Genomic DNA, 14,184 nt, shown 5'->3' with positions numbered 1-14,184 from the left:
AGATATAAGACGTAAGATTAAAAAAATAATGTCTTGGTTCTTGGTTCTTAACGGATAACAAGGAATTAAAATCATAAATATAAATCAAAACCCCCTGAATACTAAGTTTCTAAAGAGCTTAGTATTCAGGGTGCTTTTTTTATTATTTAACTAAAGACTACATATAATATTACTATTTTTGAGGAAATCCACTCCATGAATAAACTGTTATGCTTCTTATTTATACTTTTATCTACTGGGATTTATGCCCAAGGAGAAGCAAACAATTGGTATTTTGGAAACAAGGCAGGCGTAAATTTCAATACGAGTCCGCCTTCTGCAGTAAACAATGGTGAATTAAGTACCAATGAAGGTTGTTCCTCTATTTCCGATGAGAATGGGCAACTCATTTTTTATACCGATGGCAGAACGGTTTGGAATAGAAACCACCAAATTATGGCCAACGCTAATTACTTTGACGGCACCGGCTTATTAGGAGATCCTTCGAGTACCTCCAGCGGACTTATTGTTCCACATCCTACCAACACTGATTTCTATTATGTCTTTACAGTAGACGAACCTCATCATGAAAATGCAAATGCTTATCCCAATCAGGGTCCCGCAGATGCCAATGGAAATCCTATTCCTTTATACACAGATATTAACGGCTCCATTCCGCAAGATGATGACGGCTACAATAATGGCCTCAACTACTCTTTAGTCGATATGACACTTAATGGAGGTTTGGGGGATATCGTTTCCACGGAAAAAAATATGCCTTTAGTCACTTATGATCCTAATGATTCCGAAGAAATTAAATACAAGTGTTCAGAGAAAATCACAGCTGTAAAAGGAAGTGATTGCAACTCCATCTGGGTCATCACCCATTTTATCGATTCCTTTTATGCGTTTAAAATTGATGCCGCAGGCGTAAATACCAATCCTGTTATTTCTGAAGTAGGTCCTACCCTACCTATTTCTTCCTACAGAAGAAGTGCATTAGGGTATATGAAAGCTTCTCCCAATGGAGAAAAAATACTCATTGCTCACAATACAAGAACGTACAATCAAGTAGGCAATGAAGATGTAGAGGATGGCGGTGTTTACTTAACAGATTTCAATCCGGTTACGGGAGACATTTCCAACAACATTCCTTTAATAGAAGAGGTAAATGCTTACGGCGTTGAGTTTTCTATACAAACCCAGAAAGCCTATGCGACTACTACGAAGCAAGATATTTTAACCTTATACCAATGGGATTTGGAGAGTGCAGATATTCCCAACAGTATACAGCCGGTTCCTGGAGCTAATGGAGCTGCTGCCACCGCTCTACAATTGGCTCCCAACGGAAAAATTTACAAAACCAATTTAGGAAGTAATATTTTGGCGGTTATCAATGATCCTGAAGCTGATGCTGCCAGCGTAAACTATTCTGAATCTACGGCAAACGGAGCCATTAACCTTAACGGAAACTCGGCTACCTTTGGTCTTCCTCCCTTTATTCAATCTTTTTTCTTAAACACCATCAATATCATTAATGGCGATGACGATGAAATTGTGACCGAGTTGAAACTTTGTCCGCAAGAAAACTATACCTTATTTTATGAAGACCTACCTGGTGCTACGTATACTTGGTATAAAAACGGAGAAGTAATCGTTGGCGAAACCAGCAATAGCCTAGACCTTAATTTTGATACTGTTACGACACTTCCCTATTCCCATACCTATAAGTTAGAAATAGAACCTAATAATGGGGAATGTTCTTTTAAAGGAATCGCCAATGTGACTTATAATGACAAACCTGTCGCCAATGAGGTGAGCTATTTTAATTGCTCCACAAGTTATTCCAACACGTCATCATTTAACTTAGAAGATCTTTATACTGATATCAATCCAAATCTTGAAACCTCCTCTACGTTAGAGGCTAGTTTCTATGAGACTTTAGAGGATGTCGAAAATGAAATCAACAACATCGATAATCTTGCTAATTATCAAAGTGTAAACCTGCCGCATACCTTATATGTAAAAGTCTTAGATAGAGAAACTGGATGTTCTAATAGAGCTAAGCTTAATTTAGATATCGTTGTAATTCAAGATCTAGAAGTTACCAAAAGTGTATGTGCGACCAATGATATGGGGCTAGAAATTTTCAATCTTTCAGAGATTAAAGAGCAGGTCGTGGATAGTAATTCCAACCTTAACGGAATTTTTTACAGCTCTCAAGAAGATGCCATTTTAAAACAGAATCCTATAGGAAATCAGGATGCTTTTGAGAATACAATTCCTTTCTATCAGACGATTTATTTACGATTAGAAACTTCTATGGGGTGTCAAGACATTGTAGAAATTCACTTAGAAGTGTTCGATTATATTCCTGTAGGCGAAGATCTTCCCGAAATCATCTATTGTTTAGAAGATTTACCTAGAAAAACCACCTTAAATAGCGGTATTCCTTCAGCTTTAATCGAAAACTACACCTACCTCTGGAGCCCTTCGGGAGAAACTACCGAAAGTATAGAAACCAATGAACTCACTTCACATACTCTTAGGGTCACCAATTCATTCGGCTGCAGCCAAACGAGAAATTTTACCATAACAGCTTCCAATAAAGCAAATTTTGAAGTGGAAGTAAATGACTTTTCAGAAAACAACAGCATTCACATCATTCTAAATGAAGATGCCGTTGGAAATTACCAATATGCCTTAAATAGCAGTGTAGGTCCATACCAATCGGAGTCCTATTTTGAAAACTTAACTCCGGGTGTTTATGATATTTATGTAAAAGATCTTTATGGCTGCGGAATTAGTAAAAAAACAATTGGTATTCAAGGTGTGATGAAGTTTTTTACTCCCAATGAAGACGGCTTTAATGATCGCTGGAGAGTTTTAGGGAAATACGAACGTAATTTAGCGACTGCAAAAATCTATATTTTCGATCGTTTTGGAAAGCTACTTGTTAGTCTTAACGGAAATTCAAGAGGTTGGGACGGTCGCTATAACGGCAAAGAAATGCCTTCAAACGATTATTGGTACAAGGTTGTTTTAGAAGACGGTAGGGTTTTAACGGGCTCGTTATCCCTTATTAGGTAATCAATAACAGGTTAAACAAATAATATCGCAAGATTTTAAAATGAATACCTTGCTTTTTTTAAATGATTTTATCAAGAGTGAGGGACTGTGTTTATAACAAAAAACTACTGTTTATCAATTAGTTACAGTTAAGTCTTGGTTCTTGATTCTTTATCGGACAAAAATGATTCAAATTGGTATAAAAAAAATATGCTTACCTTTAGAAAGATGAAATTTCTTCCCTTATGAGAAAACGATTACTCCTGCTATTTCTACTCATTTTTACAAGTTCTATTTGGAGTCAAGAGATGGAACTCTACACACAGTTTAATGGTAATTTCGATTATACCGCTATTGGAAACACCCTCAATCTTGAGGAAAATGAGAATGCCCAAAATTGTAATATTTTAACCTCCTCTTCTGCCATGCTTTCCCTAGATCCAGGTCAGCAAGTAGAAGCTGCATACATCTATTGGGCAGGTTCGGGATCGGGAGATTTTGATATTCTGGTCAACAACCAACCGGTAAGTTCACAAAGAGAATTTAGTTTGTTAGTGAATAACTTAGATTTTTTTGCAGCGTTTGCAGATGTTACTTCCATTGTGCAAAGTGAAGGAAATGGAGCATACACCATATCCGATTTAAATTTACTCGATTTTATCAACCCGCTGCATTGCAATGATGGCGTTAATTATGGAGGCTGGAGCATCATCATTGTTTACGAAGATTTATCTCTACCTTCCAATCAAATTAATCTCTATGATGGATTTGAGCTGGTAGGAACCTATCAAAACAACAGTTTAGAATTTCAATTAGACAACTTAAATGTGATTGATACCCAAGGTGCAAAAATAGGTTTTTTAGCTTGGGAAGGGGATGCCTCTCTTGCCGATGGCGAACAGCTAAAACTTAATGGAAATGTTTTAAGCAATGCCCTTAACCCTCCCGATAATGCTTTTAACGGCACCAATAGTTTTACGGGAGCAACAGATTTATACAATATGGATTTGGATGTGTATGAAGTGGAAAACTACATTAATATTGGAGATACTTCGGCCACGATAGAACTCACTTCCTTTGCAGATTATGTAATGGTAAACAGCGTGGTGACCGTTTTTAATAGTATTCTGCCAGATCCTGCGGTGAACATAGATGACTTCTCTACCACTTGTAATTCGAGAGAAATCAGTATAGATTATACCATAGATAATTTTAATGGTACCGATGTGTTGCCCAGCGGAACATCGGTTACTTTTTTTGCTGATGATCAACTGCTCGAAGAGGTATTTACTCCAAATGATTTGGCTCCAGGTGCTTCAGAAAGCTTCCAAATCGATTTAACTATTCCTAATTCCATTCCGAGTAATTTTACGCTGGAAATAAAGGTCAACTTAGATAATCAAGAAAATACAATTATTTCAGAAATAGATCCCAGCAACAATATTATTTCGATGTTCATTAATTTAGGAGATGTTTTTATCGCTTCTCCGCCATTAGATATGGAAGTCTGCGATGATATGAGTAACGATGGCGTAGAAATTTTTGACTTTTCAGAAAATACCAATCTGGCTATTGGGGAACAACAAAATGTTACCGCAACCTACTACACTAGTTTTTCGAATGCCGAAAATGACATCGACCCCATTACAAGTCCCAATAACTACCCAAATATTGAAAACCCACAAGAAGTCTTCATCAAAATTCAATCTTCAACAGATCCCGATTGTTTTGTCATAGCTTCTTTCTTTATAAGGGTTTACACAACTCCAATCGCTGGAATTCCAGAGGATCTTTTTAGCTGCGACATGAGTGAGATGGATGGTATTTCTTTATTTGACTTAACGGAAAATACGAGCTTAATTAGCAACAATCAACAAGATGTAGGTATTGATTATTACTTGAATCAAGCCGACGCCGAAAATGGAACGAATCCTATTTCGAATCCTTCAAGTTTCGAAAACATCAACAATCCGCAAACTATTTACGCGGTAATCTACAATTCTAACTACGAAGCTTGTTATGATCTCGTTTCTTTTCAACTTTCCGTTAAGGAAATACCACTTACAGAAATAGAAGGAGACTTAAAATGTGATACAGGTTTTAATGCAAATGACTTTGATTTGAGTGAAGTTACCCCACAAATCGACTTAAGCTTAGACGAAGAAATTACAGGCTATTTTCTTTCTTTAGCCGATGCTAACAGTTTTGAAAATCCTATTAATGCTCCGTTTTCTTATCAGAATACTGAAAATCCGCAAAGAATATTTGTTAGAGTAGACAGCAATCTACCTGGAGTTTGCCAACATATTTACTTTTTTGATATCTCTACTCAACACTGCGAACCCTTTATTCCCGAAGGATTCTCTCCCAACGGCGATGGTATTAATGACAGCTTTTTTATCACGGGACTATATGATATTTTTGAAAATTTTGAACTTCAAATCTTCAATCGTTACGGTACCTTAATTTATAAAGGAAATAACAAGGTAGAAGCTTGGGATGGCACCAGCAATAAAGGCTTAAACAACGTAGGAAATAATCTACCTACGGGTACATATTTTTATATCCTAGACTTAAAAGATCCTAAATTCGGACCTTATAAAGGTTGGGTATATTTAAACCGATAAACACGTGTTAAAATACATTATTTTTGTAGTAAAAATATTTTATCAGTCCATTTAAATCAACTTTAGTGCGTATTTTCGTGCTCCCAAAATTTCAATATTGAAGTACTCACTTTTCTTTCTTGTAGGTTTCTTTTGCCTTAGTGCGCAAGGACAATACATCACGGTAAATAATAATTTTACGCCGCAAGAACTTATTGAAGACATTCTCATTAATAGCGGTTGTATCGAGAATGTGACTGTAACTCATACCGTTTCTGGTGATTTTGGCAACAATGATAGTAGTTTTGGATATTTTGAAAGCATGAATACCAGTTTTCCTTTTGGTAACGGAATTGTCATGAGTACAGGGAAAATTTCTCACGTTCCTGGTCCCAATACTAGCTTAAGTGACGATAACGCGCCGGGATGGGGAGGCGATCAAGATTTAGAAGATATTCTAGGCGTATCCAATACCACCAACGCAACGATTTTAGAGTTCGATTTTACTCCCAATGCGAATATCATCCAATTTAGGTACATTTTTGCTTCAGAAGAATATCAAGAAAACGATTCTAGTACCTGTATTTATTCAGATGTTTTTGCGTTTTTAATTAAACCTCAAGGCGGAAACTACACTAATATCGCCGTAGTTCCGGGAACCAATATTCCTGTGCAGGTGACTACGGTGCATCCAGAAATTCCGGGTTCTTGTGATGCCGAGAACGAACAGTATTTTGGCTCCTTTAATGATACCAATGTTCCTATTAATTTTAACGGTCAAACCAAAGCACTAACCGCAACCGCTGCCGTGGTTCAAAATACCACTTATCACATCAAACTTATTATTGCCGATGAACAAAATTACCGCTACGATTCTGCGGTATTTTTAGAAGGAGGTAGTTTTAATATTGGTGCAGATTTGGGCGCCGACATCACTCGCGAAAATGCACTTTGTGAAGGCGAAATCTACAATCTACAGCTTTCCGATAACGGAAATACCCCACAAAACTATACGTGGCTAGAGGTAGACACCAATGGAAATGAAATCATTCTTGCCCAAGGTCAAAATGAAATCAATTACACGATAGATGCTGCTGGGACTTACAAAGTAATTTTAGATTATGGAAATGGCTGCACCGCAGAAGATGAAATTGTAATCGCCTATGCCGATTTTTCTAATATCGTTAATAGGACCATTAGTGAGTGCGATGATGATAACGACGGACTTACAATTTATGATTTGAGCAGCAACAACAATACCTTTACCAACAACAATCCCTTGTACGCCCTTGGAGGATATTACCTTTCTCAAAATGCCGCCGAAAATGAGATCAATCCCATTCCCAATCCTTCTGCTTTTGAAAACACGACTCCCAATCAGGTTATTTTTGCAAGAATAGAAACGCAACGCGGGTGTTCTAGAATTATAGAAATCACATTGTCTACACCTTCAGGACAGTACAATCCGGTACGTTTTGTAGAATGTGCGGTGGGAGAATCGATTGTTTTCAATTTAAACAATGCCATTCCACTATTGGAAAATGAAATTGGAATTAGTAATCTTTATGCTGATTTTTTCGCTACTGCGGAAAATGCCATTACCCAAGAAAACCCTTTCAACACGAGTATAGAAATTTTAAAAACCGAACTTCCAAAATCTATTTATGCCAGAGCAGAAACCCCATTAGGCTGCCAAGGAATTGTGGAGGTTATTTTAGATCAAGCCCCCACTCCGTCATTGGAAGAAAACACCTCTTTTTCCTTTTGCGGCGAAGAAAACTCAGTAGAGATCAATTCTGGAGTTATTGGAAACCCTAACAATTATAGCTTTTTATGGGATAACGGAGCAACCACGCCAGAAATTACAGTTTCTGAAGCGGGAACATACGAAGTGAGTATCACTCAACAAATTCAAATAAACGGTCTTACGTATTCGTGTTCTGTGACGAATAGCATTACGGTAATTGCTTCCGAAAAGGCGATTATTTCTCATAATCTTATTGGAGATTTTGAAGATTACCAACTAGAAATCATAGCTTCAGGAATCGGAGATTACACTTACGCTATTAATACTAGTAGTGGACCGTATACTACGAATCCTATTTTTGATGTAAAACCTGGCAAACAGACCATTTATGTAAAAGATAAAAATGGCTGCGGAATTAGTTCTAAAGAGATTTATGTGATTGGTTATATGAAGTTTTTTACGCCCAATCAAGACGGGATAAATGATACGTGGAGATTGTTAGGAACAGATAGAGGTAACCGACTCACCAAGAGAATTGTTATTTTTGATCGGTTTGGCAAAATGCTTCAGGTGCTTTCTCCATACGATTCTTGGGACGGTTTCTATAACGGAAAAAAACTGCCCTCTAACGAATACTGGTTTAGAATAGAACTCTTAGACGGCTATAATTTTAAGTCACATTTTACCTTAAAGCGATAGGTTTTAAGTAAATTTATCTTTTATCAGTTAACTCAAGATTTCCGTCAAGCGGAATTAAATTTGCGACATGAAATTCAATTTAAAATCTGATTATAAACCAACGGGAGATCAACCTCAAGCAATTAAAAAATTGACAGAGGGAATCAATAGTAACGAACGTTACCAAACTTTGCTTGGCGTTACCGGTTCTGGAAAAACCTTTACCGTTGCCAATGTCATCGAGAAAGTAGAGCGTCCTACGCTAGTTTTGGCGCATAATAAAACGCTGGCGGCACAATTATACTCCGAGTTTAAAGCCTTCTTTCCAGATAATGCGGTAGAATATTTTGTTTCCTATTACGATTACTACCAACCGGAAGCTTTTATTCCCTCTTCAGGAACCTATATAGAAAAAGATTTATCCATCAACGACGAAATTGAAAAATTGCGTTTAAGCACTACTTCTTCCCTACTTTCGGGGAGACGGGATGTGATTGTGGTTGCTTCGGTAAGTTGTTTATACGGTATTGGAAACCCAGTAGAATTCAAGAAGAATGTGATTTCTATTGAAAAAGATCAAGAGATTTCTAGAACCAAATTATTACATCGCTTGGTACAAAGTTTATATGCGAGAACCGAAGCGGAATTTCAGCACGGTAATTTCAGAATTAAAGGAGATACCATAGATATTTTCCCTAGCTACGCCGATGATGCTTTCCGCGTTCATTTTTTTGGGGATGAAATTGAAGAAATTGAGTCTTTTGATGTAAAAACCAATGAAATTCTTGAAAAATACGATCGCCTAAATATATATCCTGCGAATATGTTTGTGACCTCGCCAGATGTCTTAAATGGCGCTATCGATCAAATTAGTTTGGATTTAGGAAAGCAAGTAAATTACTTTCAAGAGATTGGAAAACCGCTAGAAGCAAAACGTTTGGAAGAACGCACCAATTTTGATTTGGAAATGATTCGGGAATTGGGGTATTGCTCGGGGATTGAAAACTACTCTAGGTATTTAGATGGGAGGTTGCCAGGCACACGTCCTTTCTGTCTATTAGATTATTTCCCCGACGATTATTTGATGATTGTAGATGAAAGTCACGTCACCATTCCACAAACTGGAGCGATGTATGGGGGAGATCGTAGCCGTAAGGAAAATTTGGTAGAATACGGATTCAGACTTCCCGCTGCGATGGACAACCGCCCATTAAAGTCTGAAGAATTTGAAGCGCTTCAAAATCAAGTGATTTATGTAAGTGCTACCCCAGCAGATTATGAACTTCAAAAAACCGATGGCGTTTATGTAGAACAAATAATTAGACCCACAGGATTGTTGGATCCCATTATTGAAGTGCGTCCTAGTCTTAATCAAATTGATGATTTAATCGAAGAAATTCAAATTCGAGTAGAAAAAGACCAGCGAATCTTGGTCACCACATTAACAAAGCGAATGGCGGAAGAACTGACCAAATACTTAAGCAGAATCGATATTCGTTGTCGCTACATACATAGTGATATTGATACCTTAGAACGGGTAGAAATTATGCACGACTTACGAAAAGGTATTTTTGATGTGTTGATAGGTGTCAATTTATTACGAGAAGGTCTAGATTTACCTGAAGTCTCTTTGGTCGCTATCTTAGACGCCGATAAAGAAGGTTTTTTAAGAAGTGCGCGTTCGTTAACGCAAACCATTGGTAGAGCTGCAAGGCACTTGGAAGGAAGAGCGATTATGTATGCCGATAAAATCACCAAAAGCATGCAAAAAACCATCGATGAAACCGAGTACAGAAGAACGAAACAGATTAATTACAACACCAAACACAACATCACGCCAACAGCATTAAATAAATCTTTAGATAGTGCTTTGGCTGGTAAGAAAATAGAGCCTTACAAATTTGAAAAAGCATCCAGTTTAAAAGCTGCCGAAGAAGAAGTGACTTACTTTACAGAGAATCAATTAGAAGATCGCATTCGTAAAGTGCGCAAAGGAATGGAAGCTGCGGCCAAAGAATTAGACTTTATGACGGCAGCGCAGCTAAGGGATGAGATTAAAATGTTACAAGAGAAATTAAAGAAAGAAAAGCAAGACTAAACGTGAATTGGATTCTATTGATCATCGCAGGATTATTTGAAGTGGGTTTCGCCTTCTCGCTAGGAAAAGCAAAAGAGCTAACCGGTAATGCTTCCTTCATGTGGTATGGCTCTTTTATAGTCTGTCTTACTATTAGTATGGTGCTATTGGTAAAAAGCACTCAGCATTTACCTATTGGAACTGCCTATGCAGTATGGACAGGAATTGGTGCCGTGGGTACTGTTTTACTGGGTATTTTTTACTTTCAAGAACCCGCTACATTTTGGCGCATTTTTTTTATCACTACTTTAATCATAAGTATTATTGGCTTAAAAATGGTTTCTTGACCGTAAACATAAAAGCTCCTTGCTTTAACAAGGAGTTTTTACTAACTAACTAATCAACACTATGAAATAAGAGTTTCCTTAAGAAATCTCTATCAACCTTTTGGGTTGCACTTTAGCTTCTTCTTTTTTAGGTAAATTGATCAACAAAACCCCACGTTCATAAGAGGCATTAATCTTTTTATGATCTACTGTTTCAGGCAAACTAAAGGCTCTCTTAAACGTATGGTAACTAAATTCCCTACGGGTAAATTTTCCTTTTTCGTCCTCTTTGTTTTCTTTTTTGTTTTCAGAAGAAATCGTTAACACATCATGGTTTAACTCGATATTAAAATCTTCTTTGCCTTTTCCGGGAGCCGCAACCTCTACCAAAAAATTATCCTCACTTTCTTTAATATTCACTGCAGGAATACTAACTCCTATATTATTCACATTAGAAGTTTCTCCCAACCAATCTGTCTTCAACAGATCATCAAAAGTAGATGGTAACCAATTCTCTGTTCTTTTTACTAAACTCATAACTATATATTTTTAATGGTTATTTTAATTATTTGAAAAGTATATTTCAATTTGAGTACCAAATAAAAACAAATGACATTCTGTCTACACCTAACGAATGCTGCCTGACATTTTGTCGATATTTATTTTAAATTTTTGTATTTATTAAGACTTTGTCTAGAAAAAGCTTAGTATTTTGGAAGTTCAAACCTACACATGAAATCATTCTACATTAAAATTAAAAGCTTCTTCCATAGCATAGAAGACAACATTGCTTTTTACCCCGCTTTACTCAGTTTTTTGGGTTTTAATTTTGCCATGCTTATGCTTTATTTGGAGGATAAAGGAATTTCGGCTTTTGTGATAGAGCATGCACCTCCATTGGTAATTAATAACGCTGATACCGCTAAAACTTTACTTAGTTTTTTAACGGGAGGAATCATTTCTATTATGGTATTTAGCTTTTCCATGGTAATGGTTTTATTGAATCAAGCTTCTAGTAATTTTTCTCCCAGAGTACTTCCTGGCTTAATTTCTAAGCGGAATCATCAATATGTATTGGGAATGTATCTTGCTACTATTCTATACAATACATTTACCTTGGTAGGAATCAACCCCAAGGAAACCGATAAATATCAACTTCCTGGCTTTTCAGTATTAATAGGAATTGCGTTGACGGTTTTATGTTTTTTCTCTTTCTTATACTTTATTCACTCCATTTCTAAATCCATTCAAGTAAATAGCATCTTAGAGGGAATTTACTCGAAAGCCAAAACTAGAATGATTCGATTAATTGAAAAAGAAAAAAAAGAATCTCCTAGTTTTCCAGACACTAGCGATTGGAAAGAGTACGGGAGTAAAGAAACAGGATACCTTCAAACTTTTGCTGCGGCCAATTTGATCAATATTTGTAAAGAAAATGATCTCCAGCTTAAAATTATCCCTATTCCAGGAGCTTTTGTTTTAAAAGAAATCCCAATAATCAAAGCCAGTAAAGCAATCGACAAAGAATTAGTAGAAGAAATCTTATCTAATTTTAACTTTGCGCAAGGCGAAATTGTTGATGATAATTATGCTTTAGCCTTCAAACAAATCACAGAAATAGGCATCAAAGCGATGTCTCCAGGGATAAATGACCCCGGCACCGCCATTAATACCATAGATTACTTGACAGAATTGTTTGCAATTCGGCTTCAGAAGAATGACGATACCATTATTACCAATGAAGATAAATCTTTAATTTATATCAACACCATAAACTTTAGTGAACTGATGTATCAAGTTATGGTGAGTTACCGCACCTATTGCAAACATGATATGACTTGTGTGCAAAAGCTATTCATTATGATTAAATACCTTTTATTACAACAAACTAACAATGATCATTACCACAATAGCCTCATTAGCGAAGCAAAATACCTATACGATGATGCTACCGCTAATGTAGAAAATGAAGAAGATAAGCGTCGTATAGAACAACTTTACAAAAGTTTACCCAATAAACGTGAGTAATCATGTATTTTTGCTTTTATATAAAATAAAATTATGGGATTAACCAACAACGACACTTTTAAAAAATTACGCGTAGCACATAAATTTCGTGATGATGATATTATTAAAATCTTTGAACTAGTAGATTTTAAGGTTACTAAAAGTGAGCTAAACGCCATTTTTAGAAAAGAAGATCACCCTAAGTATGTAGAATGCGGAGATCAATTTTTAAGGAATTTCCTTAACGGTCTTATCATTCACTTGCGTGGCCCCATGCCTCCAAAACAAGACAAGACTTCCAAAGATAAAAACTCACCAAATAAATAAATTATATTCTGCCAACTTCATTACTTTAGAAAATATAGTTTAGAATAACCCATAAAAAAACCCGCTACAAAGCGGGTTTTTTGTTATCTATAAGTCAGTAGCAATTATGCTAATACTTTTTGTACTTTATCTGCAGCTTCTTTAAACTCTACGGCACTCTCTACATTAAGGCCACTGTTGTCGATTAATTCTTTTGCGATGTCTGCATTAGTTCCTTGTAAGCGAACGATTATAGGCACATTAATAGCGTCTCCCATATTTTTGTATGCGTCTACAACTCCTTGTGCCACACGGTCACAACGAACAATACCTCCAAAGATGTTAATCAAAATAGCTTCTACTTTTTCATCTTTTAAGATCAAGCGGAAAGCTTCTTCCACACGTTTGGCATCTGCTGTTCCTCCAACATCTAAGAAGTTAGCCGGCTCACCACCTGCAAACTTAATAAGATCCATTGTTGCCATCGCTAAACCAGCTCCGTTTACCATACAACCTACGTTTCCGTCAAGGTCCACATAACTTAAGCCAGCTTTTCTTGCTTCTACTTCCGTTGGGTTTTCCTCGCGGTCATCACGCATTGCTTCGTAATCTTTATGACGGAATAAAGCATTATCATCAATAGATACTTTTGCATCTACCGCCATAATCTTATCATCACTTGTCTTTAACACGGGGTTAATTTCAAATAAAGAAGAATCAGATTTATCGTAAGCCGTATAAAGTGCCGTAACGAATTTGGTCATATCTTTAAAAGCTGCACCAGATAATCCTAAGTTGAAAGCGATTTTTCTAGCCTGAAAAGGTAAAATTCCTGTTGCAGGATCAATTTCTTCCGTAAAGATTAAATGCGGAGTTTCCTCGGCAACGGTTTCAATATCCATTCCTCCTTCTGTAGAATACATAATCATGTTTCTACCATTGGCTCTATTTAAAAGCACAGACATATAATATTCCTCTGGCTCGTTGTCACCAGGATAATATACATCTTCTGTAATTAAAACCTGATTTACTAATTTTCCTTCAGCCGAAGTTTGTGGAGTCACCAAATGCATTCCAAGAATCTCTCCTGCAATTTTCTCTACTTCTTGTAGATTTTTGGCAAGTTTTACACCACCACCTTTTCCACGTCCACCTGCATGTACCTGTGCTTTAATCACATGCCATCCAGTTCCCGTTTCTTCGGTTAATTTTTTTGCAGCGCTAACTGCTTCTTCTGGTGTGCTTGCAACGATTCCTCGTTGAATTCTTACGCCAAAACTATTTAATATTTCTTTTCCTTGATATTCGTGTAAATTCATAATCAGGTTTTTCTAGAAGTTCAATTTGATTCGCAAAAGTAACAAATGTAATAATGAGTACCAATAATAT

9 protein-coding genes are annotated in these 14,184 nt (G+C 36.6%); 7 read left to right on the top strand and 2 right to left on the bottom strand.

Annotation, left to right across the window (positions count from 1 at the left end; genetic code table 11):
- Positions 1–195: 195 nt before the first annotated feature.
- The 5 genes from RBU60_RS04665 (at position 196) to RBU60_RS04645 (ending at position 10,503) form a co-directional block, all read left to right on the top strand.
- A complete protein-coding gene (locus RBU60_RS04665; protein WP_308863520.1) occupies positions 196–3,069 on the top strand; it encodes a T9SS type B sorting domain-containing protein in 2,874 nt (957 codons plus the stop codon).
- Positions 3,070–3,293: 224 nt separating this feature from the next.
- Complete coding sequence (locus RBU60_RS04660; protein WP_308863519.1) at positions 3,294–5,675, top strand: gliding motility-associated C-terminal domain-containing protein; 2,382 nt, start codon at positions 3,294–3,296, stop codon at positions 5,673–5,675.
- A 97-nt stretch (positions 5,676–5,772) separates the two neighbouring features.
- Positions 5,773–8,100: a choice-of-anchor L domain-containing protein gene (locus tag RBU60_RS04655; RefSeq protein ID WP_308863518.1), complete on the top strand. Its 2,328-nt coding sequence runs from the start codon at positions 5,773–5,775 to the stop codon at positions 8,098–8,100.
- 67 nt (positions 8,101–8,167) lie between these two features.
- Positions 8,168–10,177, top strand: coding sequence for an excinuclease ABC subunit UvrB (gene uvrB, locus RBU60_RS04650; RefSeq protein WP_308863517.1), 2,010 nt, complete (start codon positions 8,168–8,170; stop codon positions 10,175–10,177).
- Positions 10,178–10,179: 2 nt separating this feature from the next.
- A complete protein-coding gene (locus RBU60_RS04645) occupies positions 10,180–10,503 on the top strand; it encodes a DMT family transporter (protein WP_308863516.1) in 324 nt (107 codons plus the stop codon).
- A gap of 78 nt (positions 10,504–10,581) precedes the next feature.
- On the opposite strand, the gene RBU60_RS04640 is transcribed toward RBU60_RS04645, so the two are convergent.
- Positions 10,582–11,019 carry an Hsp20/alpha crystallin family protein gene (locus RBU60_RS04640; RefSeq protein ID WP_308863515.1) on the bottom strand — a complete coding sequence of 146 codons (438 nt, stop codon included), beginning with the start codon at positions 11,017–11,019 and terminating at the stop codon, positions 10,582–10,584.
- A 195-nt stretch (positions 11,020–11,214) separates the two neighbouring features.
- Between RBU60_RS04640 and RBU60_RS04635 the strand changes: the two genes are divergently transcribed.
- Together RBU60_RS04635 and RBU60_RS04630 are read left to right on the top strand one after the other, a co-directional pair.
- Positions 11,215–12,510, top strand: a complete 1,296-nt coding sequence (locus RBU60_RS04635) for a DUF2254 domain-containing protein (RefSeq protein WP_308863514.1) — start codon at positions 11,215–11,217, stop codon at positions 12,508–12,510.
- A 33-nt stretch (positions 12,511–12,543) separates the two neighbouring features.
- The gene (locus RBU60_RS04630; protein WP_308863513.1) at positions 12,544–12,816 is read left to right on the top strand and encodes a DUF1456 family protein; all 273 of its coding nucleotides are present in this window, start codon (positions 12,544–12,546) and stop codon (positions 12,814–12,816) included.
- 104 nt (positions 12,817–12,920) lie between these two features.
- Here RBU60_RS04630 and sucC read toward each other — a convergent pair whose 3' ends face one another.
- A complete protein-coding gene (sucC, locus tag RBU60_RS04625) occupies positions 12,921–14,114 on the bottom strand; it encodes an ADP-forming succinate--CoA ligase subunit beta (RefSeq protein WP_308863512.1) in 1,194 nt (397 codons plus the stop codon).
- Positions 14,115–14,184: the final 70 nt, after the last annotated feature.

Origin of the sequence: Mesonia profundi (assembly GCF_031085155.1) — a bacterium.
In the GTDB taxonomy this organism is placed as follows: domain Bacteria; phylum Bacteroidota; class Bacteroidia; order Flavobacteriales; family Flavobacteriaceae; genus Mesonia; species Mesonia profundi.
The sequence above is the reverse complement of the archived record's forward strand: the minus strand, read 5'-3'. Positions and strand labels throughout refer to the sequence as shown.